18 protein-coding genes, 1 tRNA gene and 1 other RNA gene are annotated in these 24,800 nt (G+C 75.9%); 14 read left to right on the plus strand and 6 right to left on the minus strand.

Annotated features, from left to right (window positions below; all coding sequences use genetic code 11):
- The first annotated feature begins 38 nt into the window (after window positions 1-38).
- From NXY84_RS03220 to NXY84_RS03230, 3 genes are all read left to right on the plus strand, one after another.
- Window positions 39-194: a hypothetical protein gene (locus tag NXY84_RS03220; protein ID WP_258725732.1), complete on the plus strand. Its 156-nt coding sequence runs from the start codon at window positions 39-41 to the stop codon at window positions 192-194.
- Window positions 195-531: 337 nt separating this feature from the next.
- Window positions 532-3,138 (plus strand): SpoIIE family protein phosphatase, encoded by a 2,607-nt coding sequence (locus NXY84_RS03225; RefSeq protein WP_258725733.1) that lies wholly within the window; start codon window positions 532-534, stop codon window positions 3,136-3,138.
- 33 nt (window positions 3,139-3,171) lie between these two features.
- Window positions 3,172-3,621, plus strand: coding sequence for an ATP-binding protein (locus NXY84_RS03230; protein ID WP_258725734.1), 450 nt, complete (start codon window positions 3,172-3,174; stop codon window positions 3,619-3,621).
- Window position 3,622: 1 nt separating this feature from the next.
- Here NXY84_RS03230 and NXY84_RS03235 read toward each other — a convergent pair whose 3' ends face one another.
- From NXY84_RS03235 to NXY84_RS03245, 3 genes are all read right to left on the minus strand, one after another.
- On the minus strand, window positions 3,623-4,810 hold the full coding sequence (locus NXY84_RS03235) for a low temperature requirement protein A (protein ID WP_258725735.1): 1,188 nt from the start codon (window positions 4,808-4,810) through the stop codon (window positions 3,623-3,625).
- Window positions 4,811-5,188: 378 nt separating this feature from the next.
- A tRNA-Ser gene (locus NXY84_RS03240) sits at window positions 5,189-5,273 on the minus strand.
- 44 nt (window positions 5,274-5,317) lie between these two features.
- Window positions 5,318-5,938 carry a helix-turn-helix domain-containing protein gene (locus NXY84_RS03245; protein WP_258725736.1) on the minus strand — a complete coding sequence of 207 codons (621 nt, stop codon included), beginning with the start codon at window positions 5,936-5,938 and terminating at the stop codon, window positions 5,318-5,320.
- 65 nt (window positions 5,939-6,003) lie between these two features.
- Here NXY84_RS03245 and NXY84_RS03250 point away from each other — a divergent pair, with 65 nt between their 5' ends.
- The 3 genes from NXY84_RS03250 (at window position 6,004) to NXY84_RS03260 (ending at window position 9,574) form a co-directional block, all read left to right on the plus strand.
- Entirely contained in the window at window positions 6,004-7,062 is a 1,059-nt protein-coding gene (locus tag NXY84_RS03250) for an NAD(P)/FAD-dependent oxidoreductase (protein WP_258725737.1), read from the plus strand.
- Complete coding sequence (locus NXY84_RS03255; protein WP_258725738.1) at window positions 7,062-7,835, plus strand: class I SAM-dependent methyltransferase; 774 nt, start codon at window positions 7,062-7,064, stop codon at window positions 7,833-7,835. Before NXY84_RS03250 ends, NXY84_RS03255 begins: the two co-directional genes overlap by 1 nt.
- Before the next feature lie 209 nt (window positions 7,836-8,044).
- Window positions 8,045-9,574: a DUF4232 domain-containing protein gene (locus NXY84_RS03260; protein WP_258725739.1), complete on the plus strand. Its 1,530-nt coding sequence runs from the start codon at window positions 8,045-8,047 to the stop codon at window positions 9,572-9,574.
- 72 nt (window positions 9,575-9,646) lie between these two features.
- On the opposite strand, the gene NXY84_RS03265 is transcribed toward NXY84_RS03260, so the two are convergent.
- Complete coding sequence (locus NXY84_RS03265; protein ID WP_258725740.1) at window positions 9,647-10,912, minus strand: hypothetical protein; 1,266 nt, start codon at window positions 10,910-10,912, stop codon at window positions 9,647-9,649.
- Window positions 10,913-11,006: 94 nt separating this feature from the next.
- Between NXY84_RS03265 and ffs the strand changes: the two genes are divergently transcribed.
- From ffs to NXY84_RS03300, 6 genes are all read left to right on the plus strand, one after another.
- Window positions 11,007-11,103, plus strand: an RNA gene (gene ffs, locus NXY84_RS03270) — signal recognition particle sRNA small type.
- 219 nt (window positions 11,104-11,322) lie between these two features.
- The gene (locus NXY84_RS03275; protein ID WP_258725741.1) at window positions 11,323-14,424 is read left to right on the plus strand and encodes a hypothetical protein; all 3,102 of its coding nucleotides are present in this window, start codon (window positions 11,323-11,325) and stop codon (window positions 14,422-14,424) included.
- Window positions 14,425-14,576: 152 nt separating this feature from the next.
- The gene (locus NXY84_RS03280; RefSeq protein ID WP_258725742.1) at window positions 14,577-17,093 is read left to right on the plus strand and encodes a DNA polymerase III subunit gamma and tau; all 2,517 of its coding nucleotides are present in this window, start codon (window positions 14,577-14,579) and stop codon (window positions 17,091-17,093) included.
- Between the two features lie 331 nt (window positions 17,094-17,424).
- Window positions 17,425-18,024 carry a recombination mediator RecR gene (gene recR, locus NXY84_RS03290; RefSeq protein ID WP_034634711.1) on the plus strand — a complete coding sequence of 200 codons (600 nt, stop codon included), beginning with the start codon at window positions 17,425-17,427 and terminating at the stop codon, window positions 18,022-18,024.
- A gap of 85 nt (window positions 18,025-18,109) precedes the next feature.
- On the plus strand, window positions 18,110-18,715 hold the full coding sequence (locus NXY84_RS03295; RefSeq protein ID WP_258727105.1) for a DUF5063 domain-containing protein: 606 nt from the start codon (window positions 18,110-18,112) through the stop codon (window positions 18,713-18,715).
- Window positions 18,716-19,067: 352 nt separating this feature from the next.
- On the plus strand, window positions 19,068-19,697 hold the full coding sequence (locus NXY84_RS03300; RefSeq protein ID WP_258725743.1) for an HAD family acid phosphatase: 630 nt from the start codon (window positions 19,068-19,070) through the stop codon (window positions 19,695-19,697).
- A gap of 146 nt (window positions 19,698-19,843) precedes the next feature.
- On the opposite strand, the gene NXY84_RS03305 is transcribed toward NXY84_RS03300, so the two are convergent.
- Together NXY84_RS03305 and NXY84_RS03310 are read right to left on the minus strand one after the other, a co-directional pair.
- Complete coding sequence (locus NXY84_RS03305) at window positions 19,844-21,001, minus strand: ABC transporter permease (RefSeq protein WP_258725744.1); 1,158 nt, start codon at window positions 20,999-21,001, stop codon at window positions 19,844-19,846.
- Window positions 20,998-22,032 carry an ABC transporter ATP-binding protein gene (locus tag NXY84_RS03310; protein WP_258725745.1) on the minus strand — a complete coding sequence of 345 codons (1,035 nt, stop codon included), beginning with the start codon at window positions 22,030-22,032 and terminating at the stop codon, window positions 20,998-21,000. The genes NXY84_RS03305 and NXY84_RS03310 overlap by 4 nt, the downstream gene beginning before the upstream one ends.
- A 325-nt stretch (window positions 22,033-22,357) precedes the next feature.
- Here NXY84_RS03310 and NXY84_RS03315 point away from each other — a divergent pair, with 325 nt between their 5' ends.
- Window positions 22,358-23,641 (plus strand): aspartate kinase, encoded by a 1,284-nt coding sequence (locus NXY84_RS03315; RefSeq protein ID WP_258725746.1) that lies wholly within the window; start codon window positions 22,358-22,360, stop codon window positions 23,639-23,641.
- Between the two features lie 2 nt (window positions 23,642-23,643).
- Window positions 23,644-24,717 carry an aspartate-semialdehyde dehydrogenase gene (locus NXY84_RS03320; protein ID WP_258725747.1) on the plus strand — a complete coding sequence of 358 codons (1,074 nt, stop codon included), beginning with the start codon at window positions 23,644-23,646 and terminating at the stop codon, window positions 24,715-24,717.
- Window positions 24,718-24,800 lie beyond the last annotated feature (83 nt).

Below are 24,800 nucleotides of genomic sequence, written 5' to 3' on the forward strand. Positions count from 1 at the left end.
GCACGGACACCGGGGTCCCCCGGCGAGCGTGGCTGCTCATGGCTGCCGGCGACGATCGCGGTCATGGCGGCAGCTCCGGCTACGACGACCAGGTCGACGCCTACTCGTGGGACAGCAAGGTCCCGAACCACACGAAGCTGTCGGTCGGCGATCACATCGCGTGTGTGGGACACGAAGCTCTTGTGCAGGCGTGAGACGGTGGTGGGGGCGATGGCTCGTGCGGGACTCGTCGCGGCCGGTGGGGTCCTCGGCGCGCTCGGCGCCGTCGCGCGGACCGGTCAGGGCGGACCACCCCTCAGCTGGAGAGCGTGACCCTCTGCAGCTCCCCGAGAAGCACCCCACGGCCAGGACGGCGACCGTCACCTCGTGAGCCGGTCCCGCATGTCACGCGCTCGTCCGTGCGCTGCGACCGTCGTCGGCCCGTGCGCGCCCGGGTGTGCGGGTGCACAGCGGTGGATCGACCTGCGTGCGCGATCGGGAAGCCGGATGCTAGGCAGGTGCCGCACCGCGGCACCGGAGAAGGGAGACGGTGTGACCGACCCGGCAGGCAGCCCGGACGACGTGACGGCTGCGCGTGCGCTGACCGCGGACGGTGACCGGACCGCTGCCGCGCACCGGCTGCTGCGGTCGGGCCAGGCCGAGGCGTCGTTGCAGTCGCTCACCGTGCTGGCGACCCGGTTGCTGGGCGTGCGGTCGGCGGAGATCTCGTTGCTGACCGACGAGCGGGTCATCGTCGCCGCGGTGGACGCAGAGCCGGGCCCGGCGGGGACGCGCACTGCACTGGAGGGCTCGCTGTGCGCTCGGGTGGCGGCCGCTGGTGAGCGCCTCGTCGTGCATGACGCCGCCCATGACGCTCGGGTCGCCGGCGCGGCCGGGCTCGCCGCGGGGCAAGTCGGTGCCTACCTCGGGGTGCCGCTGATCAGCGACGACCGGCGTGTGGTGGGTGCGATGTGCGCGTACGACCCGCAGGTGCGCGCGTGGTCGGAGCGCGACGTGCGAACCCTGGAGCACCTCGCTGCGGCCGCGGTCGCGCAGCTGGAGGTCACCGCGCTGCGTGCCGTGTTCGCGGCCGCCGACCAGGGTGAGCTGCTGACCGCCGCCGCGCAGGCGGCCGGGATAGGCACGTTCCAGTGGGACCTGCGCACCGGGGCGTTGCGATGGGACGCGGCTCTGCTGGAGGTGTTCGGGTACGACGAGGAGTCCTTCGGCGGCACGATCCAGGCGTTCGACGCCCGGGTGCACGCCGATGACCTGGCGCCGGTCACGGCGGCGCTGAACGCGGCGATCGCCGCGTGCGGGGTGTACGAGGCGGAGTTCCGGGTGCAGCGCCCGGACGGCACGGTGCGTTGGCTGGTCGCACGCGGGCAGGCCCTGCCGGGCCCGCACGGGACGGCGCAGGAGGTCATCGGCGTCACCACTGACGTCACGGCGCTGCGCCAGGGCGAGCAGCGTGTTCGCCAGGTGCTCGAGGACATGACCGTCGCGTACTACCACCTCGACGAGGCCTGGCGGTTCACCTACGTCAACGCCGAGGCCGAGCGCGTCCTGGACAGCACACGCGACCGTCTGATCGGCGGTGTCGTGTGGGAGCTCTTCCCCGCAGCGGTGGGCTCCACGATCGAGGAGAGCTACCGCGCCGTGGTCCGGACCGGGGAGCCGGTCGTGTTCGACGCGTACTACCCCGCGCCGCTCGACGCCTGGTACGAGGTGCGGGCAGTGCCCGAGCGCGGCGGGGTCGCGGCGTACTTCACCGACATCACCGACCGCCAGCGGGCACTGGCGGTCGCCGAGCGCGCGCGTGCCCGGTCGGCTCTCCTGGCCGACGTCGCCACGAACCTCGCGGAGGTCCTCGACCCGACCCAGGCGTTGGAGGCGGTGCTCCCGCACCTGGTCCCGCAGCTGGGCGACTTCGCGATCGTCAGTCTGCTCGAGGAGGGCCACGGCCCGTGGCGGCACCGTCTGCGTGACGTCGCCGCTCTGCACGCCGACCCCCGCCTGCAGCCGGTGCTGGAGGGCTACCTGCGTGCGCGGCTCCCCGCGCTGACCGAGACGTCCCCGGTCGCGCGCGCCCTGACCGGCGGCCGCCCCGTCAGGCTGACGGGCTCTCCTGCGCACGTCGGCATCGTCGACGCCGGACCCGCGCGGGAGCTCCTCGATCGTCTCGCGCCGCACGCGAGCCTGGCCCTGCCGCTACGAGGGCGGGGGCGCACCCGGGGGCTGCTCACGCTCTACCGCGGAGCAGGACGGGGGCCCTTCACCGACGGTGAGCTCATCACCATGCGGGAGGTCGTCGCCCAGGTCGGCCTGGCACTGGACAACGCGCACCTGCACGCCACCCGCCGGCACCTGGCCGAGGAGCTGCAGCGCAGCCTCCTGACCGCGCTGCCGGAGCCCGACCACCTGCACCTGGTCGCCCGGTACGCGCCGGCCGCGACCGGCGCGCAGATCGGCGGTGACTGGTACGACGCGTTCGTCGTCCGCGACGGCAGCACCTGCCTGGTCATCGGCGACGTCGTGGGGCACGACCTGCGGGCCGCCGTGACCATGGCCCAGGTCCGCAACGTCCTGCGCGGCGGCGCCCACGCCGTCGTCCAGCCGCCGGCGCACATCCTGTCCTCCCTCGACTGGGCCATGCACGACCTCGCCGTCGGATCGTTCAGCACCGCGATCCTGGCCAAGATCGAGCAGACGCCCGAGCAGGCCGAGGCGGGCCTACGGATGCTGCGCTGGTCCAACGCCGGGCACCTGCCCCCCGTGCTGCTGCACCCCGACGGGCGCGCCGAGCTGCTCGAACGCCCCGCCGACCTCCTGCTCGGGATCCGCGCCCACACCCGACGGCACGACCACACCCACGAGCTTCCGCCGGAGTCGACCGTCCTGCTCTACACCGACGGGCTCGTCGAGCGCCGCGGCGAACCCCTGAGACGCGGGCTGGAGCGACTGCGTCAGCACGTCGAGACGCTCGCCGACCTGCCGCTCGAGGACCTGTGCGACCGCCTGGTCCAGGACCTCGCAGCCCACACCGAGGACGACGTCGCACTCCTCGCGGTCCGGGCCCACCGCGAGGACCGACCTCGCCCCGCCTCGGCCGGCCCTCGACGCACGCCCCGCGAGGCCGCGCAGCAGGAGGGGCCATGAGCCGTCGCCGCGCTTCACGGGCAGGAACGGCGCGTGGCTGACCGACGCACGGCCCGCGACCACGCCATGCCCGCACGCCTGCCGACGGGCACCTACCGTGCGCTCCGAGGATGGGTGCTCGACAGCCCCGCGGAGCTCACCTCGCTCCGGCACGGCGTCGTGGACGCCGTCACCGGCCACGCCGGCTCGGCGCCTGTCTCGGCCCGGCTCTGCGACGCGATCGCGCTGGTGGTCTCCGAGCTCGCGACCAACGCCCTGCGGCACGCCGGCCCGCCCGCCGTCGTCGAGCTGCGTACCGACGCGACGTCCTACCTGCTCGACGTCGCCGACAGCGCCGTGAACGCCGGTCCTGTTCTCGCGGGGATCAGGCGGGCGGGCGAGGGTGGCTTCGGCCTGCAGATCGCCCACCAGCTCGCCCAGGAGGTCGGCTGGTACGCCGGGGCGACCACCAAGCACGTGTGGGCGCGGTTCCCGGCCGCCTGAACTAGGCGTTCTCGTCGACGGGGAGCTTGCCGCGTCGTTGCTCGCGCAGGCCCGCGAGGATGACGACGATCATGGCGACGCCGATCGCCGTCACCGAGACGGCGGGGATCAGCTCGTCCACGTACCCGACAGCGAGGACGACCGGGACCGCCGCGGCGGGCCAGGGCCACACGGCGCGCCACCCGTGGTCGCCGGAGATCATCACCGCGGTGCCGACGAGGAACAGCGCCGCACCCCCGCACAGCGCCCACCGCCCGCCCGGGCTGAGCTCACCGGCGGGGTGGACGATGTACTGCTCGATCCCGACCCCCACGGCCGCCAGACCCAGGGTCAGCGGCAGGTGGCCGTAGGCGTACCGGTCGGCGCTGGGCGTGCGCTGCGGTCGGTCGCTGGAGGTCAGCCGCTCCTTGCCGGCCGCCGCCCCGAGGTCGAAGTAGTTCCACCACAGGGCCGCCGCCACGGTGAACCCGACCGCGGCGACGAACACGGAGGTGGGGTTCCAGTGGGTGTCGTGCATGCCGACCACGACCGAGGCGATCGACTCGCCCAGGACCAGGATGACGAACAGCCCGAACCGCTCGGGCAGGTGCTCGACGTGCAGGGGGGCGTTGTCTCCCTTGCGGGTGGCGATCAGCGGTGCGGTCGCCTCCAGCGCGACGCCCAGGCCCCACAGCCAGAACTTCGCCGGGCCGGGCACGAACAGCGACGCCGCCCACAACGCCGCCCCGACCGTCGTGCCGGCCAGGTAGATCGTGATCGTCGTGCGCGCCTCGTGGACGTGTCGCCACGCCCGGGCGTACAGCGCGAGCAGGAGCACCCGGGTGATGAGGTAGCCGACGGTGAAGGCCGTGGTCTCGGCGCCGGTGGGGTCGCTCGCCGCTGCGGCCATGATCGCCACACCGAACGCGCCGGCGAGCTTCGCCAGCCGGTACAGGACGTCGTCGGTGTCGAACCGGTTGGCGTACAGGGTGATGGTGACCCACGACCACCACGTGATGGTGAACATCGCGGCGAACACCGCCGCTCCGTGCCACGTGAGGTCGAGCGCGAACGCGCCGGCGATCTCAGCGACCACCAAGACGTACGCAAGGTCGAGGAACAGCTCCAGCCGGGATGCCGAGCGGTCCTCGCCGGTGCGCAGCTGGGGTGGGCGGATGAGCCGGGTCGACTGCTCGCTGTCGTTCGTCATACGGGCTCCTGACGGCTGGGCTGTGCGGTCGCTGGTGGTGCTCGTGCCGGTGCACGAGGCGGAGGAACGTGGTCCAGGCGCTCGCACCCGGGGGACGCATCGACCGCCGCTCACAGGAGCCGGGTCGAGCCACGAGCTGGTCGGCACGAGCGTGACGGCGCGGGTGCGCACGACGCGTTCGGTCCGGATGGGGTGCGCACGCCCTCCGAGGGGCGGGCTCGTCGACGACGCCCGACCTTCCTTCGGATCCCCTCCAGGATGCGATCGACCCGAGCAGCCCGCATCCGCAGCACCGCGCGGACCCGACCGGGGCCGGTGCCTCGGCACGACGAAGGGCCCGTGACCTGCATGTCTGCAGGTCACGGGCCCATCGACCGGCGGAGGATGGGGGATTCGAACCCCCGAGGGCTTTCACCCAACACGCTTTCCAAGCGTGCGCCATAGGCCACTAGGCGAATCCTCCCGGCCGCACGAGGATACCGGAGGTCGCGCCCGCTGCCGAACGGCTCACCCGCCGGCCGCGTCGGCCGCCCCGGCGCTGCCTCGCCGCCGGGGCCGCGCGCGCACGTGCATCCGCTCGCCCTGCCGGCCGAACAGCGACAGGAACTCGACGGGCTCCCCGACGACGGCGGGCCCGAACCAGTGCGGCGTGCGGGTGTCGAACTCGGCCACCTCGCCGGGCTCGAGGACGATGTCGTGCTCGCCGAGGACGACGCGCAGCCGCCCGTGGAGCACGTACATCCACTCGTACCCCTCGTGGACCTTGGGCTCGGGCTCGGGGAGCGTGTCCTGCGGGGCGATGCGGTGCTGGAACGCGCGGGGTCCGCTGGCCTGGCGGCTCAGGGGGACGGTCGTCAGGTAGCCGTGGGTGGTCGGGCGGCCGTGCACGCGGGGATCGCCGGTGGGTGGGGCGCCGACGAGGTCGTCGAGGGCGACGTTGTGGGCCTTGGCGAGCGGGAGCAGCAGCTCGAGGGTCGGGCGGCGCTGGCCGGACTCGAGCCGCGAGAGCGTGCTGAGCGAGATCCCGGTGGCCGTGGCGAGCTGGGTGAGCGTCACGCCGCGGCGCAGCCGCTGGGCGCGGAGCCGGGGGCCGACACCGGTGAGCACCTGGTCGAGGTCGTCCGTCATGCCGACATCTTGCTGTTCCGGCAAGGAGTGTTGTCAAACGGGAGCGTCCGCGCGACAGTCGACCCATGAACACGAGAACGAGTCCCAGCAAGGAGTCGGGCGCCCTGCTCGACGCGGTCGTCGTCGGCGGCGGAGCGGCCGGGCTGAGCACCGCCGTGACCCTCGGCCGCGCGCACCGCTCGGTCGTCGTCGTCGACGCCGGCCACCCGCGCAACGCCCCCGCGACGCACATGCACAACTTCCTCTCGCGCGACGGCATGAACCCCGCCGAGCTCCTCGAGATCGGGCGCGACGAGGTCGCCCGTTACGGCGGCACGGTCCTGAACGGGCTCGCCGTGAACGCGGAGCGGCACGACGACGGCACCTTCACCGTGACGCTCGACGACGGCCGCACCCTCCGCTCGCGCCAGCTCGTCGTCGCCACCGGCCTGACCGACCGGCTGCCCGACGTGCCCGGCGTCGCCGAGCGCTGGGGCCGCGACGTCCTGCACTGCCCCTACTGCCACGGGTGGGAGGTCAGCGGACGGGCGATCGGCATCCTCGGGCGCGGTGCCTTCTCCGCGCACCAGGCGCTGCTCTGGCGGCAGTGGAGCGACGACGTGACGCTCTTCCTCGACGAGACCCCCGAGCTCGCCGACTCGGCGTGGGAGGAGCTCGCGGCGCGCGGTGTGCGCGTGGTCGAGGGTGCGGTCGAGCGGCTCGAGGTGGCCGACGACCGGCTCACCGGCGTGCGGCTCGCGGGCGGCAGGGTGCTGCCGGTCGACGCGCTCGTCGTCCCCTCCCGGATGCACGCCAACGCCGAGCTCCTCGCGGGCCTCGGGGTCGCGACCGAGGACGTCGAGATGCAGGGGTCGGTCGTCGGCTCGCGAGTCCCGACCGGGCCGATGGGCGCGACGGACGTCCCCGGGCTGTGGGTCGCCGGCAACACCGCCGACGTCGCAGCGCAGGTGATCGTCGCGGCGGCCGACGGCGTGCGCACCGGCGCGGCCGTGAACTTCGCACTCGTCGCGGCCGACACGCAGGCCGCGGTCGCCCGGCGCCGCGAGCCGTTCTCCGCGCAGGACGAGCGCGAGCTCGACGACCTTCGGACCGGCTCGGGTCTCCGTGGGCTGGGGGTGGCCTGATGACGACGCAGCACCCCGCCGGCGACCACGACGCGGCGCACCACCACCGCACGCACGCGGTGCCCGACGACGCGGCCGAGGCTCCCGAGACCTCAGCCCCCGCGCCGCACGGTCACGCCCACACCCACGCCGGCCCCGACGACGACGTCCCCGTCTTCGACGCGGAGTTCTGGGAGAACCGCTACGCCTCGATGCCGCGCGTCTGGAGCCGCCGCCCCAACGCGCACCTCGTCACCGACACCGCCGCGCTGCCGCCGGGCCGCGCGCTGGACGTCGGCTGCGGCGAAGGGGCCGACGCCCTGTGGCTCGCCGAGCGCGGCTGGCAGGTGCTCGCCGTCGACCTCTCGCCGACGGCCCTCGCCCGTGCCGCCGAGCACGCCGCCGAGCGCGGGCCGGAGGTCGCCGGACGCATCGTCTGGCAGGAGGCGGACCTCACGGCGTGGACGCCGCCCGCCGGCGACTTCGACCTCGTGACCGCGCACTTCGTGCACCTGCCTGCCGGCACGCGCGAGGGCGTGCTCGCCGCGCTCGCGGCGGCGGTGGCGCCGGGCGGCACGCTGCTCTACGTCGGGCACGACGTGTCGGACCTGCAGACGACGATCGGCCGACCGAACGTGCCGCACATGTTCTGGGCGGCGGAGGACGTCGCGGCGGCGCTCGACCCGGCGGCGTGGGAGGTCGAGGTCGCCGAGGCCCGCCCGCGCGACGCCACCGACGCCGAGGGCCGGACGGTCCGCATCCACGACGCGGTCACCCGGGCACGCCGCCGGTGACCCCGAGGCCCCGACCGGAGCCGGACCGGCACCGGTCGGCGGTCACGGATCCGTCGTCGTGAGGGCCCGCACGCCGTGACGGACGTGGCGAGCGACGGACCGCCGCCCGGACCCCCTTCCCGGCCGCCCGCGTGAGGGTTCCGTGCGCGCGGCGCGCGGGTCCTGGTCAGTCCCCGCGGCGCCCGGACGCCGCTGGCTAGCGTCCGGGCATGCCCTCGCCCGCGACGCCCGACCGACGACGGCTCTCCCTGGCCTGGCGGCTCGGCGCGCTCGCGGTCGTGGCGCTGCTCCTGACCGCGGCCGTCGCCGCGGGCCGCCGCCCGCCCGCGACCGTCGCCGACCCCGTCGCGCAGGCGCTGGCCGAGCTGCGGGAGGTGCCCGGCGTCGCGCACGCGGGCGTGCGGCTGACCCGCCCCGATGACAAGCCGCGGTACGACGCGCTCCCGCCCGACGGCCTCGACGACGACCACGACGAGGCGCGGCGCGAGCCGGGCGCGTGGCTCGCGACGGTCAGCGTCGAGCCGCGCAGCGCCCTGACCGTGTCCGACACCGTCGAGGTCGCCGAGCGCGTCGACGCCGTCATGGCGGGCGTCGCGGCCCGCGTCGCGGCGGTCGACCTCGCGTGGGAGGTGTGGCTGCACGACGACGCCGACCTCCGTGCGACCGAGGTCCGGCTCACGGGGGTCGACGACGTCGGGGAGGCGGTGCGCGGGGCCCGTGCGCTCGCGGACCGCGACGGCGTGCGGCGTGTGCGCGTCGACCGCGGGCGCGCTGACGTCGTGGTGGTCCGCCTGGCGCGCGCCCCCGGGCTCCCGTCGGCGGCGGCCCGCCACGGGCTCGAGCTCGCGAGCGTCGTGACCGTCGACGGGCGGGGCGACGTGCGGGTCGGCTCCCCGCAGCAGGCGCTCGCGGACCCGTTCGTCGAGCTCGCCGCCGCGGTGGAGCTCGTCCCGTCGGTCACGCGCGTCGCGCTGTCCGACCTGGGCGAGACCTCCGGGGCGTACCTGTCCGTCGAGGTCGCGGACGACGCGGCGACCGACCGGGTCGACCGGTGGCTCCGGGCGCCGAGCCGAGCGCCGGCCTCGGGCCGCACCGTGTCCTACGAGCTGCACGCGCCCGGGCGCACGTCCACCGGGTACATGGGCGGCGTCGAGCCCGAGCTGCCCGAGCCGGTCCCGGTCGAGCCGTCGGTGCCGGCCACACCCGACGACGCGCTGCCCGACGACGCGATCCCCGACGACGCGCGCGCCGGAGCGTCGGCCGGGCCGGACGCTCCGTCGTATGCCGACGACCCCACCGCACCCGCGTGCACCGGCGCCGACCTCGGCGTGCGGATCGGCGGGTCCGACGCCGCGCTCGGGTCGCGCTTCCTGCAGCTCGTCGCGACGAACGTCTCCGGACGGCCGTGCGCCGTCGAGGGGGCTCCCGCGCTCGGCTTCCGCGGCCGGTCCGGCGCGCTGCTCGCGGGCGTGACGACCCCGCCGCGCGACGACGAGGTCGCCGCGACCCGGCGCGTCGTGGTGCCGTCCGGCGCGGAGGTCCGATCCACCATGAGGTGGGGCGCCTCGTCGGTGGGGGAGCACAGCGACCCGGCGACCGCCGTGCTCGTGACGCCGGCTCCGGGGGCGCCCGTCGTCGAGCTGCCGGTCGCCGGCGAGGCCGGGATCACGAGCTACCTCGACCTCCTGGACGGTGCCGTGGTCGACGTGCAGCCCTGGGGCATCGGCGCGGGGGGCTGACCGCCGCCGACCGGCGTCGGGCTCCCGGGCCGGGCTGCCGGCCCGCACGGCTCGGCCTGTCGGCCGCGGACCTCACCCCGGGGTGTGCCAGCGGTGCACCGTGCCGTCCGCGAGCGCGAGCAGCCCACGCGTCCCGCGCAGGGTCGCGACCCACTCCACGGCCGCGGTGCCGCGGGCCACGGCGGCACGGGCCCAGACGTCGGACCAGACGAGCGACGGCCCCACGACGGTCGCGGCCAGCACGGTGGGCTCCGGGATCCCGGACCGCAGGTCGACGGCGGGGGCGACGTCCGGCGCCACCGCGGTCGCGACGCCGCCTGCGGCCACGGGCAGGGTCGCGAGCACGAGCCGCCGGTCGCGCGGGTGCTCGATCTCGACGTGCCACGGCTCGCGCTCCACCGGTCGGTGGGCGGTCCCCTCCCTGGCGTCGGCGTCGGCGGCGGCACCGGCGTCGAGGCGGTCCGGGGCGCCGGTGGCGTGGTCGTTCCCGGAGCGGGCACGGGCTACGGCGTCGAGCCCGGGGCGGGCGGCAGCGACGGCGGTCGTCGTCGTCGTCGTCGTCGTTGTCGTTGTCGTTGTCGTTGTCAGAGCGTCGGGTGCGGTCACGCCCCCGAGCGCCGCAGCGGCCGTCGCCGCGGGACCCGCGGCGAGCCCGGGCTGCGGACCGCGGAGCAGGAGGTCACCCCCGGCCTCGACCGCGAACGCGAGACCCGGGGCGCCCGCGAGGTGCCGCGCGGCACGCTCGAGGGCCCACGTGGTCACGAGCCCGCCGGGGGCGAAGACGCCCTCGGTGCCCCCGTCGCCGGCCCACGCGTCGACCGCGCCGTCGGTGCGCACGTGCGCCGCGACGCACAGCTCGTGGAGCTCGCGCAGCACCGGGTGCGCGTCGGCCAGCGCGAGGTCGCCCTGCGCGAGCCGCGTCAGCTGCGACCCCGGACGGTCGGTGCCGACGAGGCGCTCGACGGCCGAGAGCTCCGCGAACATCGAGCGCACGGCGCCGTCCGCGTCGGGTCCGTGCGCGGCGGGCCCGCGCGCGTGCACCGAGACGGTGACCCCCAGCACGCGGCGCACCCAGTCGCGCCGCTCGGCGTCGTCACCGGCGGTGCGACGCGTGCCGAGCGCGCCGTCGAGGACGGGGTGACGCGGGACGTCGGCGACGTCGGGGGAGCCTGCGGGCCCGGTCGTCCCCGCCGGCGCGACGGAGAGGACGGTGCCCGGACGACCGCCGCGGCCGTCCTCCCGCGGCGCCGAGCGGCCCGGTGCGGCGACGAGCGTCAGGCGCGCTCGACCGAGGGTCGCAGGGGCGCGGGAAGCGGTGCGGCTCGTCGTCGTCGTCATCCCCCGACGTTTCCCGGACATCCTGGGACGAGCCTGGCGCGAACCTGGGAGGAACCTGGGGATCGGGTGGTCGGGGGACTGCGTTAGGCTTGTCGTCGACCCCTCGTGCGGCGTCATCTCGCTGAACCCCCCCAGGGCCGGAAGGCAGCAAGGGCAGGTGAGCTCTGGCGGGTGTGCGGGGGGTCCTTGCATGCCCGACGCCGTCCGCGCCCGGGCGTGGCCTGCCGCCGCGCGTGCGCCGCTGCCTCGCGACCCCGGACCGCCGCCACCCCGGCGTGCGTCCCCGGACCTGCACCGTGTCCCGCGTATCAGGCAGCCCGCCCCTGGCTCTCCTTCTCTGCGCGACCGGGCGCGCGTGCGCGACGAGGCGCCGCCGCAGCACCGGTCGCCCGGCCCGAGGGGTTGAGGACATGCCGGTTCGCCCGTCCTACGTCGAGCTCCGCATCCACGGGGTGTCCGGGACGACGCCCGAGGACATGCTCGGGACGACGCAGGTGGAGGATGTCGCGGGCGACGAGCTCGTGCGCTTCGTGCGCGCCGCCGAGCCGTCCGCGCGGGAGCTGCCCGGTGACGGGGTGCTCGAGGCGGTGAGCTGGGGGCGGCTCACGTCCGGGCTCGCCGCGCAGGCCGCGTGGGTCGTCATGCTGCCCTTCGCGCTCGTCAACCTCGCGATGTGGACGAGCCGGTCGTTCACGGAGACCGGATCCCGACCCCGGGCCGCCCGGGCGCGCGCCGCCGCCTCGCGCGGGTGCGTGCGCCTGCTCGGGCTCACGATCACCGTCGTCGTGACGCTCGCAGCCGCACTCCTCGCGATGGACCTCGTCGGCTGGCAGTGCGGGCGGGTCGCGTGCGCCGTCGTGAGCGACCGGCTGGCGTTCGCCGAGGGGTGGTCGCGCGGGGCCCGCGTCGCCGCCGCCTCCGCCGTGCCCGTCGTCGTCCTCGCGGCGATCGCGTGGCTCTCGCACCGGGTGAGCCTGCGCTACGAGGCGGCCTCGCCGTCCGACGTCGCCGCACCGCGCGCCGCAGGCCCGGCGTCCGGCACGAGCGCGGGGGCCGGTCCGCATGCGGGCGCGGGCACCACGTCCGGCGACGGCGCGACCTCCGCCACCGGCACGGTCACGGCTCCTGATCGTGGGACGGCCGCCGCGCTCTCGGGCGGTGCGACGGCCGGGACGAACGCGCACCCGCACCCCACCACCCCGCTCGTCGAGCAGCAGCCCACCCTCTTCTCGCCCCTCATGTGGCACGCCGAGCCGATGGTGCAGCGCCTGCGGTGCGTGCACCTGAGCGTCGGGTGGGCGTCGGTCGGGGTGCTGCTCGTGTGGGCGGTCCGCGACCAGGTCGGCGCCGCGGTGCTGCACGGCGGCGCGGACTCGGCGCTGTGGTGGGCGGCGACCGTCTGCCTCGTGCTGGTCATCGTCGCGGGCGGCCTGCTCGTCGCGCTCCCGACGCGGTGGGTGGCCTGGACCGAGCGGCCGCTCCGGCGCCAGGGTTCCGTCGCGACCGCGCTCCAGGTGCTCGCGCTCGCCGGGGTCGGGCTCGCGGCGGCGTCGTTCGCGCGGACCGTCGACGGGCTCGCGGAGGACGTGACCGGGCCGATCCCGGGGCTCGGGGGCGTGCTCGCCGTCGTCGTGTGGGTGCAGGTGGGGGTGCTGCTGGTGCTCGGCGGCGTGCAGCTGAGCTGGTCGCGGATCGAGCACGCGGTCGACCGCGCGGCCGTCTGGCTGCTCGACCGCGTCGTCCCGCGGCGGGTGCGGCGGCTGCTCACGACCCGGGCGGCCCTGCGGCACCCGGTCCGTACCGCGCGTGCGCTGCGGGGCCTGCGCGACCGGGCGCGCACCCGCTCCGCCGACCGCGCCGAGCCGCAGCCGGACCGCGCCGAGGCGCAGCCCGACCGCGCCGACGGGCACCCGGCCGGTGGCGACTCGCAGCCGGACCGCGCCGACGCGCGCCCCGGCCGCCCGCGCCGCACGCTCACCGCGCGCCTGCGCCACGGCGTCGTGCGGCGCCGGGCCCGCGCGCAGCGGCGTGCCGAGCGCCGGGCCGCACCGGTGGCCCCACGACCCGAGTCGCAGCTGCCCGCGTTCCTCGGGCTCGCGCCGTGGGTCGTCGCGGCGAGCGGCGTCCTGCTCGCGTACGTCTACACGGCCGGGGTCACGCTGCGGGTCGGCGCGCTGCTGACCCCGACCGACCCCGACGAGGGTGCGCTCGCGGTCCCGGCGCTCCTGACGTGGGCGTCGGGCGGGTTCGCGGTCGTCGTGGCGCTCGCCGTGCTCGCGGGCGCCGTCGCGTTCCTGCTCGTCTCGCGCGTCCCCGCGCGGGACGTCGTCGGCGTCGTCGAGACGTTCGTCCACCACCACGCCCTCCCGTCAGCCGAGCGGCCGGCCGCCCACCGGGCGTGGCGCGACGACTTCCGGATCCGGCGCATCGTGCGCGCCCGGCGGCTGCAGCGGCTCGTGCAGGCCCGGTGGATCCTCGACGGGCTCGGGTGCGCGGGCGTCCTCGGCGTGCTCATCGCCGTCGCGGCTCTCACGTCGAGCATCGAGCCGCTCGCGAGCCTCATGCGCGGGCGGCCTGCGCCCGGAGCGGTGCCCGAGGTCACGGTCGCCCCCGACGCCGCGGCCACGGACCTCACCTGGCCCGTCACGGTCGGCCACGGGCTCAGCGCGGCCGGCTCGTGGGCGCTGACCGCGCTGGCCGTGAGCGTCATCGGGCTCGTGGTCGCGGGGTGGCGCTCGCCCGTCGTGCGCCGGCGGGTGGGGGTCGCGTGGGACGTGCTGTCCTTCTGGCCGCGCGGCGGGCACCCGTTCGCGCCGCCGAGCTACACCGAGCGCGCCGTCCCGCAGATCGTCGCGCGCACCCGGTTCCTCGCCCGCGAGCCCGCGCACCGTCCTCGCGTGCTGCTCTCGGGCCACTCCCAGGGATCGGTCCTCGCGGCGGCGGTCGTCGCGCAGCTGCGGACGCTCGACGCCGCCGAGGGGTCCGCCGTCGGTGACGGCACGCTCGCCCGCGTGGCGCTCCTCACGCACGGCAGCCCGCTCGGGCGCCTCTACCAGCCGCTGTTCCCGCAGTACTTCGGCGGTGCCGAGCTCGTCCGGACCACCGCGCAGCCGGACGACGACGCGGGCGGCCGGTCCGCGCGGCACGAGGTCGGCGGACCGGAGCAGCTCCGCGCGCTCGACGCCGCGCTCGGCGGGCGCTGGCTCAACCTGTGGCGCGACACCGACCCGATCGGCTCGAGCCTCGCCTCGGCGCTGAAGGGCCACGACATCGAGTGCCGGGACCCGCTCGACTACCTCCTCGACGAGGAGCGCGCGGCGTACCCGACGGTGCACGGGCACAGCGACTACCCGGGCGCGCGCGAGTACGGCCGGGCGCGCGAGCACCTCGTGGGGGTACGGGCGTCGCTCGCGGACCTCGACGGGTGCACGCGCTGCGTGCGGAGGACCGGGCGGACGACGACGAGTGCGGGCGACCCGGTCGTGGAGCCGTTCCCGGTGCCCGCGCCCTGAGGCCGTCGGCTCGTGCTCGGCGCGCGTCCGGCGCCGTCCCTCGGGCCCGACCAGGGCCGTCACCGCCGGAGCGGCGGTGCGCCCGGCCGTGCACCCTCCGGGGTGCTGCTCGGGCGCTCCCCGGTGTCAGCGGCGGCGTCTAAGGTTCGTCTGTGACGACTGCGCTGTACCGCCGATACCGGCCCGAGACGTTCGCGGAGGTCGTCGGGCAGGACCACGTCACGGCCCCGCTCCGGCAGGCGCTGCGCAGCGGCCAGGTCAACCACGCGTACCTGTTCTCCGGGCCGCGCGGGTGCGGCAAGACGACGTCCGCGCGCATCCTCGCGCGCTGCCTGAACTGCGCCGAGGGCCCGACGGACACCCCGTGCGGCGTGTGCGAGTCGTGCGTCGAGCTCGCGCGCGGCGGCCCGGGCAGCCTCGACGTCGTCGAGATCGACGCGGCGAGCCACGGCGGCGTCGACGACGCCCGTGACCTGCGCGAGCGCGCGACGTTCGCCCCCGCACGCGACCGGTACAAGATCTTCATCCTCGACGAGGCCCACATGGTCTCGCCGCAGGGCTTCAACGCGCTGCTGAAGATCGTCGAGGAGCCCCCGCCGCACATCAAGTTCATCTTCGCGACGACCGAGCCGGACAAGGTCATCGGCACCATCCGCTCGCGCACGCACCACTACCCGTTCCGGCTCATCCCGCCGGACGTGCTCGTGACGTACCTCGAGCAGCTCTGCGCGACCGAGGGCGTCACGGTCGGCGCGGGCGTGCTCCCGCTGGTCGTGCGCGCGGGCGCCGGGTCGGCGCGCGACACGCTCTCGGTGCTCGACCAGCTGGTCGCCGGGTCCGGCCCGGGCGGGATCGACTACGAGGGCGCCGTCGCGCTGCTCGGCTACACGCACGCGTCCCTGCTCGACGACCTGGTCGACGCCATCGCCGCGCGTGACGGCGCGAGCGCGTTCCGCGTCGTCGAGCGCGTGATCTCGACCGGGCACGAGCCCCGTCGCTTCGTCGAGGACCTCCTCGAGCGGCTGCGCGACCTCATCGTCATCGCGGCGTCGGGCGAGGCCGCGGGAGCCGCGCTGCGCGACCTCCCCGCCGACCAGCTCACCCGCATGCGCGCCCAGGCGGCGCACCTCGGCGGTTCCGAGCTCTCGCGCTCCGCGGACCTCGCGAACGCGGCGCTGAGCGAGATGACCGGCGCGACGTCGCCGCGCCTGCACCTCGAGCTGCTCATCGCACGCCTGCTGCTCCCGGCGGTCGACGACTCGCTGTCCGGCCTCGGTGCGCGGCTCGACCGGCTCGAGCGCGGGCTGCCGGCCGGTGCCGGGTCCGGCGCGACGTCTCCCGTGCCACCTGCGCCCAGGACCGCGGTCGCCACGCCGGCGGTCGCGCCGACCCCGGCTCCCCTCGCGCCGGCCGCTCCCGCGGTGCCGCCGGCGAAGGCGCCCCCGGCCCTCGCCGCGTCGGTCCCGCCGACCGACGCCGAGCCGCCGCAGCCCGCGCGCGCGGCCGAGTCGGCCGTGCCGGCTCCGGAGCCCGCCGACGCCGTCGATCCCGCGGCCCCCGGCCCGCCCGCGGCCGGCCCGGCACCGGTGTCTCCGGCCGCAGCCGCACCCGCGTCCGCCTCGACCCCGGACCGCGCTGCCCCGGACAGCCCTGCCCCGGAGCCCCCCGCCTCGGACCGCCCCGCCCCGGAGCGCCCGGCCGTCGCTCCGGCTGCACCGACCCCCGCCTGGGGCGCCGGCGCGGCGGTCGAGGTCCCCGCGGTCGCCGCGCCGGCACCTGCGGCGGCCGGCGCCGGGCAGGACACGGAGATGCTGCGTCGCCGGTGGCCCGAGGTGCTCGACACCCTGAACCGCCTCAAGAAGGCGACCTGGGTGCTCGTGAGCCAGAACGCGCAGGTCGCCGACCTCGACGCCTCGATGCTGCGCCTCGCGTTCACCGCGCCAGGCATCGCGACGGCGTTCCGCGGCGGCCAGCACGCCGAGATGGTGCAGCGCGCGGTCCGCGAGACGCTCGGCTTCGACGTGCGCGTCGAGCCGGTGCTGCACGAGCCCGGCGCGACGGGCGGAGCCGGGCCGGCCCCAGCCCCGGCCGGCGCCGGGGCGGGCGGTGCACCGGGCTCCGCACGCCCGGGCGGCAGCGGACCCACGATGTCCGCCGCCGAGGCCGCGGCGTCGTGGGACACCCCCGCGCGTCCGCCGGTCCCGCCTGCCCCAGCCCCTGCCGCCGGCGCCCGACGTCCCGGCGCGGGAGGTCCCGCGGCGCCCGGGGCGTACGACGACGACCCGGGTGCCTCCGAGCCGCCGCACGACCTCGCCGACGGCGACCCCTACGCGGGCATCCCGATCCCGCCGGCCGACGACCCGTACGACGACGCGCCCCCGGCGCGCCCGAGCGGCTCGGCCACAGGCCCGCGCGCGGCCGGCGGAGGCCATACCCCTGCGGGTGGCGCCGCCGGCGGCGGACCCGCCGAGCCCCCCGTCACGGCCCGGGTCGCCGCCGAGCGCGCGTACGCCGCGAGCCGGGGTGCGACGCGGAGCGCGCCCGTCGAGGACTTCCCGTCGCCCGACGACCCGGACCTCGCGACGTCGGGCCTCACCGGTGCGCCGCTCGTCGCCCAGCTCCTCGGCGGCACCATCATCGACGAGCAGACCGACGACCCGATGGGCTGAGTGCCCGGGAACGACGCTCGGGCCGGGGCACTCCCACGTCTGGACGTGCGTCCGCACAGCGGGTGACCCACTGCGCCGTCGGCACGCACAGCGCGTGGCACTCGGCGACGGGCTTGCCGAGGAGGTCGACGAGCGCCGCGTGCAGCGTGGGGGTCGGTGACCCCGCCGGACGTCAGCAGCAGCTTCACGGTGCCTCGCGGCTTCCGGGGGAGCGGCCGCCGCGGTGGACCGCGGTGGGCGCGGGAACTCATCGACGTCCGGCGGGCTGCCCGGCGGGCGGTCGTCGGCGCGCTCCCGGTCCGCGGGGTCCCCGGGCACGTAGGGTGGGTGTGTGTACGAGGGTGCGGTCCAGGACCTGATCGACGAGCTCGGGCGGCTGCCCGGCGTCGGTCCCAAGAGCGCGCAGCGGATCGCGTTCCACGTGCTCGCCGCGGACCCCGCGGACGTGCGGCGGCTGGTCGACGCGCTGACCGAGGTCAAGGCGCGTGTCCGGTTCTGCGAGGTCTGCGGGAACGTGTCGCAGGAGCCGCAGTGCCGCGTCTGCCGCGACCCGCGCCGCTCGCCGACCACGATCTGCGTCGTCGAGGAGCCCAAGGACGTCGTCGCGATCGAGCGCACGCGCGAGTTCCGCGGCAAGTACCACGTGCTCGGCGGCGCGATCAACCCGATCGCAGGCATCGGGCCGGACGACCTGCGGATCAAGGACCTGCTCACGCGCCTGCAGGACGGCACGGTCACCGAGGTGATCCTCGCGATGGACCCGAACGTCGAGGGCGAGGCGACCGCCACGTACCTCGCACGGATGCTCGTGCCGATGGGCCTCACGGTGAGCCGGCTCGCGTCTGGCCTGCCCGTGGGCGGGGACCTCGAGTACGCGGACGAGGTGACCCTCGGCCGGGCGTTCGAGGGCCGACGACGGATCAGCGCGTAGGGGAGTGGCGACGATGGCGGACGAGACGACGCAGGGCCCGACGGACGGCGGCGCGGTCGCCGGGGCGGACCTGCCCGGCGTGGACATGAGCGGCGAGCCCGGGCGTGCGGCGGTGACCCCGCCCGCGGTCGACGAGGACCTCGCGGACCTGCTGGGCGTCGCGCAGTCCGTCGCCGAGGAGTCCCGGAGCTTCCTGACGACGATCACCGAGGTCGGCGCCGGCACGAACCCCGAGGCCGCGATCCCGCTGCTGCTGCTCGCGGTGTCGGACGTGCTCGCGGTCGGGGCCCGGCTCGGCGCGATCGTCGACGTCGTGCCGCCGGACCGCTACGAGCCGGACATCGGGCCCGACCCGGACGTCGACCCGCTGCGCGTCGCGCTCGCGAACGTGCTCGAGGGCATCGACGAGTACGCCGAGGTCGTCGACCCGGTGCTGGGCGCCGAGCTCACGGGCTCGACGCTGTCGGGCGAGCTCGTCGCGATCGCGGGCGCGCTGGTCCAGGGCCTGCGCCACCACGAGCAGGGCCAGGAGCTCGAGGCGCTGTGGTGGTGGCAGTTCTCGTACCTGTCGAGCTGGGGCGAGCGCGCGTCGAGCGTGCTGCGCGTGCTGCAGGTCGTGCTCGGGCACCTGCGGCTCGACGTCGAGGACGACGTGGCGGCCGAGGCGGAGTACGACGCGCTGCAGCCCTGACGTCCGCGGGCGGGGACCTGCGGCTCGCGGGAGGGAGCCGGGGGACGACGGCGGCCCGACGAGCCCCGCAACCGTCGGCACCCGCACCTCGCCGTCGGCGTCTGCGGCGTCGGCCGCGAGGCTGGGTCGTCGACCTTGCCCTGATCCGGAGCCGCGGCTAGCGCTGCTGGCGGGGACCTCCCCTTCGGGCACAACTGGGCCGTGACCTGCAGCGCAACGCTAGTTACTGATCGGTATCAACCCGTAGCGTGCGGACGGCCCGGCCCTCCTGCCCGTGCAGCGGCCGAGCATCCTCATCCGGACGACTCAGGGGGTTGTGACCATGCGTGGACTTCGTCGAGCAGCGGGTGTCGTGGCGGTGGCGGCGGTTCTGGCCTCGGGGGTGCCGGCCCCTGCCGTCGCCGCTCCGGACGGCGGGACCGCCGGCGAGGTCACGTCCGTCGACCCCACCCGGCCGGGTCCGCTCACGCAGCAGGACCTCCAGGCCCTCGCCCTCCCGCCGTACTCCCAGTGGCTCGCCGACGTCGCGGCGGTCACGGACGAGGCCGCGTTCCACCTGGGCACCCGGTTGCCCGACCCGTCGGGCGCCCGGACGGCGATCGTCCTCGACATCGACAACACCGCGCTGCAGACGACCTACCGTCCCGGGCTGACGAGCCCGGCGACGCCCGGTGTGCTCGAGCTCGCGCGGCAGGCCGACGCCGCCGGCGCGGCCGTGTTCTTCGTGACCGCCCGGCCGGAGATCCTGCGCGGCCAGACGCGCGCCAACCTCGACCGGGTGGACTACCCGCGCGACGGTCTGTACATGCGTGGCTGGTTCGACTTCCGCTCCGACACGGACCTCAAGACCGCGAACCGCGCCGCGATCGAGCGGCAGGGGTACACGATCGTCGCCAACATCGGCAACAACGACAGCGACCTCGCCGGGGGTCGCGCGGAGCGCACCTTCAAGCTGCCGGACTACGGCGGCCAGCTGTCCTGAGGGTGCCTCGCGAGCCGCTCGGTCCGGTACCACGCGGTCGTGACCCGGTCACTGCACGAGCCCGGCGCCCTCCGGGGTGGGAGCGCCGGGCCCGTCGCCCGCGCGGCCCCCGCGGCCACGCAGGTCCTCCGGGGAGCCCACGTCCGTCAGGCCACGCGGGTCCCGCGGGCGAGGCTGCGCTGCGGGATCCGCAGCCGCCGCACGGCGAGCACGACGGCCGCCGCCCCGAGCAGCAGGTTCGCGGCGAGCCCCCACGGCCACACCGCGCTGTCGTCGACGTCGCGCTCGGCGACCGGCGAGACGTACGACTCCCCGCGTTCCTGACCCGTCCAGCAGTAGTCCTGCTCCGGCGCCGGCCCGGCGCGCAGGCTGCGGACGCCCTCGCGGATGCCGCCGAGCAGGTCGACCCCGGTGGACGCGTCGTCCCGGTCGGCCGCGGGGGCGGCGTCCGCGACGACGACGAACGGGTTGACCGCGAGCAGCCACCACGTGCGCTCGGTGTGGCTCACGTACTGGGTCTGCGTCTCCCAGACGCACTCGGGGACGCGCTCGTCCTCCCAGTCGTAGGTGCTCGGCACGGTCCAGACGCGCACCTCCTCCGCCTGGTTCGACACCGCCGGGATCGTCAGGCCGAAGACGAGCAGGCTCAGCACGGTGAGCCCCGCGACGGCGAGGTACGTGAGCACCGCGGAGCCGGCCGAGCGGGCGGTGAGCGCCGAGAAGCCGAGGCCGATCGCGCAGACCGCGGCGAGGAGCAGCGCGAGCACCACGAGGCAGACGACGACGCTGAGCACCGGGGTGCCGCCCGCGGCGAGGCCGGCGACGAGGACGGGCACGCTCACGACGAGGAACGCGAGCGCCGCGGTCCAGGACGCGAGCAGCTTGCCGAGCACGATCTCGGCCGGGGACAGGAGCGTGACCTGCAGGATCGCGAGCGTGCCGGCCGAGCGGTCTCCGTTGATCGCGGTCGCGCTCAGCGTGGGCGCGACGACGAGCCCGAGGAACAGCACGAAGAACACGACGAGCCCGAAGATCGCGGGCCCGAACGGCTCCTGGTCGACGCCCGTCCCGGACGACACCGACGCCATCGCGGCCCAGCCGAGCGCGGTGATCGCGCCGACGACGAGGAACCACACGAGCAGCGCGACCTTCCACCGCGTCGAGCGCACGCGCTGGCGGAGCTCGAGCGTCGCGACGGTCCGCACGCCGTGCCACGTGACCCGCCAGGTGCCGGGTCCGGAGGGGACGCCGCGGGCGCCGGGCGCGGCGGGGACGGCCCCGCCGCCGGTCGTGACCGTGCTCATCGTCGCTCCTCGTCCAGCGTCAGGTAGGCCTGCTCGAGCGCTCCGCCGGCGGGCGCGAGGGACACCAGGGGGACGCCCGCGGCGACGGCGTCTTGCACGAGCCGGGCGGCGCCCTCGTCACCGTCGACGTCGAGCAGCACGCTCCCCGGGTCGGGTGCGCCGGGCTCGGGCGGCGCGAAGCCCGTCGGGGGCTCGCCCGCGTCGTCGGGCGCCCAGGCGGCGCCGACCGACGTGAGCCACGTGGTGAGCGCCGTGCGGGAGAGCGCGCGCACCCGCCACGGTCGCCGGCTGCCCGGTGCCGTGAGGACCTCGGGCGTGACGGTGCGTCCGCGCGAGAGGAACACGGCGTCGTCCACGAGCTCGTCGAGCTCCGAGAGCACGTGGCTCGACACGAGCACGGTCGTGCCGCGCTCGGCGAGCGAGCGCAGCAGGACCCGCAGGTCGACGCGGCTGCGCGGGTCGAGGCCGCTCGCCGGCTCGTCGAGCAGGAGCACGTCGGGGGAGTGCACGAGCGCCCGCGCGAGCCCGAGGCGCTGCTTCTGCCCCCGCGACAGGACGCTCGCGGGGCGGTCGGCGTACTCGGTGAGGTGCACCGTCTCGAGCAGCTCGGCGGCACGCGCTCGGGCCGGCACCGGCGGGATCCGGTACGCGGCGGCGAACGTCAGCAGGACCTCGCGCGCCGTGAGCGAGTCCCAGGTGCCGAACACGTCGGGCATCCACCCGGTGCGGGCGCGCGCGGCGACGCCGTCGGTCACGGGGTCGTGGCCGCCGACGCGCACGTGCCCCGCGTCCGGCACGAGGAGCCCCGCGAGCACGAGCAGCAGCGTCGTCTTGCCCGAGCCGTTGGGCCCGATGAGCGCGGTCACGCGCCCGGGGCGGGCCTCGAACGAGACGCCGTCGAGCGCACGGACCGCACCGAACGCGCGGTGCACGTCGTGCACGACGACGCCCGCGTGCGCGCCGGGACCCGGCGGTGCGGGCTGCGGCGCGGCGGCGGGCGGGGGCGCGGCATCGTCCGTGGTGAGCGACATGGCGTCACGCTAGGGCAGCGACCGGGGGAGCCGGGGGCGGACGCTGTGCACATCCTGTGCGCGCCGCGGGGCGGTACGGAGGCGTCACCCGGACGGCCCCGGGCGCGAGCGGCGACCCGGTCGGCGGAGAGCCGGTCGACCCGCCGGCCACGCACCCGTCCAGCGAGCGGTCCCGCCATGCGAAATCGCGACGGTCCGTCCACCGGACCGATCTACACTCGCCCCGTCCTGTCCGGCAGCGGTGCGTCCGCCCGCACCCCGCCCCGCCGGGCGCCGCCGGCCCCCGCCGTCGACCGCCCCCGTCGACTCCCCCGGAGCACACCCCGTGGCCCTCATCGTGCAGAAGTACGGCGGCTCGTCCGTCGCCGACGCGACCAGCATCAAGCGCGTGGCGAAGCGGATCGCGGAGGCCAAGCGCGCCGGCAACGACGTCGTCGTGGTGGTCTCCGCCATGGGGGACACGACGGACGAGCTCATCGACCTCGCGAACCAGATCACGCCGCTGCCGCCGTCGCGCGAGATGGACATCCTGCTGACCGCGGGCGAGCGCATCTCGATGTCGCTGCTCGCGATGGCGATCGCCAACCTGGGCGTCGAGGCGCAGTCGTTCACCGGGCAGCAGGCCGGTGTCATCACCGACACCGCGCACGGCAAGGCGCGCATCATCGACGTCACGCCGAGCCGCATCCGCGCGACGCTCGACGACGGGTCGGTCGCGATCGTCGCCGGGTTCCAGGGCGTCACGCAGCACACCAACGACGTCACGACGCTGGGCCGCGGCGGCTCGGACACGACCGCGGTCGCGCTCGCGGCGGCGCTCGACGCGGACGTCTGCGAGATCTACACCGACGTCGACGGCGTGTTCAGCGCAGACCCGCGCATCGTTCCGTCCGCCCGCAAGCTCGACCGGATCAGCTACGACGAGATGCTCGAGATGGCGGCGAGCGGCGCCAAGGTGCTCGTGCTGCGCTGCGTCGAGTACGCGCGCCGCTACGGCGTGCCCGTGCACGTGCGCTCGTCGTTCTCGGGCCACACCGGAACACTGGTGACGAACAGTCCCGCCGAGGGACCCGAAGGAGAAGGCCAGATGGAGCAGCCGATCATCGCGGGCGTCGCGCACGACCGCAGCGAGGCCAAGGTCACGGTCGTCGGCGTCCCCGACGTGCCGGGCAAGGCCGCGCGCATCTTCCACGTCGTCGCGGCCTCGGGCGCGAACATCGACATGATCGTGCAGAACGTCTCGGCCGCCGCGACGGGCCGCACGGACATCTCGTTCACGCTGCCGCAGTCGGACGGCGCCGCGGCCATCACGGCGCTCACGGAGCAGCAGGGCGAGATCGGCTTCGCGTCGCTGCAGTACGACGACGCGATCGGCAAGCTCTCGCTCATCGGGGCGGGCATGAAGTCGCACCCGGGCGTCTCCGCGAAGCTCTTCGAGGCGCTCTCGGACGCCGGCATCAACATCGAGATGATCTCGACGTCGGAGATCCGCATCTCCGTCGTCACGCGCGCGGAGAGCCTGGACGACGCGGTGCGCGCCGTCCACACCGCGTTCGAGCTGGACTCCACCGAGGACGAGGCCGTGGTCTACGGCGGGACGGGGCGTTGAGCATGACCGAGGGAGCAGCCCAGCAGCACGGCCTGCGCGTCGGCGTCGTCGGTGCGACCGGGCAGGTCGGTGCGGTCATGCGCCGCCTGCTCGAGGAGCGCGACTTCCCGGTCGCCGAGATCCGCTTCTTCGCCTCCGCGCGCTCGGCGGGCACCACGCTGCCGTGGAAGGGCACCGACGTCGTCGTCGAGGACGCCGCGACGGCGGACCCCACGGGGCTCGACATCGCGCTGTTCTCCGCCGGGGGCGCGACGTCCAAGGCGCAGGCGCCGCGGTTCGCGGCCGCGGGCGTCACGGTGATCGACAACTCGTCGGCGTTGCGCATGGACCCCGACGTGCCGCTCGTCGTCTCCGAGGTCAACCCGGACGCGATCCGCGAGGCGCGCAAGGGCATCATCGCGAACCCGAACTGCACGACGATGGCCGCGATGCCGGTGCTGCGCGTGCTGCACGAGGAGGCGGGCCTGCAGCGGCTCGTCGTCTCGACGTACCAGGCGGTCTCGGGCAGCGGGCTCGCGGGCGCCGAGGAGCTCGACTCGCAGGTGCGCGCGGTGCAGGACCAGGACACGGTGGCCCTCGTGCACGACGGCCGCGCGGTGACGTTCCCGGACCCGCAGAAGTACGTCGCGCCGATCGCGTTCAACGTGATCCCGCTCGCGGGCAACCTGGTCGACGACGGCTCGCACGAGACCGACGAGGAGCAGAAGCTCCGCAACGAGTCGCGCAAGATCCTCGGCCTGCCGGAGCTGCTCGTCTCGGGCACGTGCGTGCGCGTCCCCGTCTTCACCGGGCACTCGCTGTCGATCAACGCCGAGTTCGCCCGCCCGCTCTCGCCCGAGCGCGCGCGCGAGCTGCTCGCGGACGCACCGGGCGTGGAGCTCGCGGACGTCCCGACGCCGCAGCTCGCGGCCGGTGCCGACCCGTCGTTCGTCGGCCGGCTGCGCCAGGACCCGGGCGTGCCCGAGGGGCGCGGGCTGGCGCTGTTCATCTCCAACGACAACCTCCGCAAGGGTGCCGCGCTCAACGCGGTGCAGGTCGCGGAGCTCGTCGCGGCGGGGCTGCGCACGGGGGTCTGACCCGCACGAACCTGCACCTGCACGCATCGCCACGAAGGCCCGGTCCACGTCGGACCGGGCCTTCGTGCGTCCGCGCCCGCCCG

The organism is Cellulomonas sp. NS3 (assembly GCF_024757985.1).
Classification (GTDB): domain Bacteria; phylum Actinomycetota; class Actinomycetes; order Actinomycetales; family Cellulomonadaceae; genus Cellulomonas_A.

Bases quoted from the DNA above. Each gene is read 5' to 3' on its own strand.
- NXY84_RS03220 (WP_258725732.1), top strand. From the start codon at position 39: ATGGCTGCCGGCGACGATCGCGGTCATGGCGGCAGCTCCGGCTACGAC.
- NXY84_RS03235 (WP_258725735.1), bottom strand. From the start codon at position 4,810: ATGACGAACGACAGCGAGCAGTCGACCCGGCTCATCCGCCCACCCCAG.
- NXY84_RS03245 (WP_258725736.1), bottom strand. From the start codon at position 5,938: ATGACGGACGACCTCGACCAGGTGCTCACCGGTGTCGGCCCCCGGCTC.
- NXY84_RS03250 (WP_258725737.1), top strand. From the start codon at position 6,004: ATGAACACGAGAACGAGTCCCAGCAAGGAGTCGGGCGCCCTGCTCGAC.
- NXY84_RS03255 (WP_258725738.1), top strand. From the start codon at position 7,062: ATGACGACGCAGCACCCCGCCGGCGACCACGACGCGGCGCACCACCAC.
- NXY84_RS03260 (WP_258725739.1), top strand. From the start codon at position 8,045: ATGCCCTCGCCCGCGACGCCCGACCGACGACGGCTCTCCCTGGCCTGG.
- NXY84_RS03265 (WP_258725740.1), bottom strand. From the start codon at position 10,912: ATGACGACGACGACGAGCCGCACCGCTTCCCGCGCCCCTGCGACCCTC.
- NXY84_RS03275 (WP_258725741.1), top strand. From the start codon at position 11,323: ATGCCGGTTCGCCCGTCCTACGTCGAGCTCCGCATCCACGGGGTGTCC.
- NXY84_RS03295 (WP_258727105.1), top strand. From the start codon at position 18,110: ATGAGCGGCGAGCCCGGGCGTGCGGCGGTGACCCCGCCCGCGGTCGAC.
- NXY84_RS03305 (WP_258725744.1), bottom strand. From the start codon at position 21,001: ATGAGCACGGTCACGACCGGCGGCGGGGCCGTCCCCGCCGCGCCCGGC.
- NXY84_RS03310 (WP_258725745.1), bottom strand. From the start codon at position 22,032: ATGTCGCTCACCACGGACGATGCCGCGCCCCCGCCCGCCGCCGCGCCG.
- NXY84_RS03320 (WP_258725747.1), top strand. From the start codon at position 23,644: ATGACCGAGGGAGCAGCCCAGCAGCACGGCCTGCGCGTCGGCGTCGTC.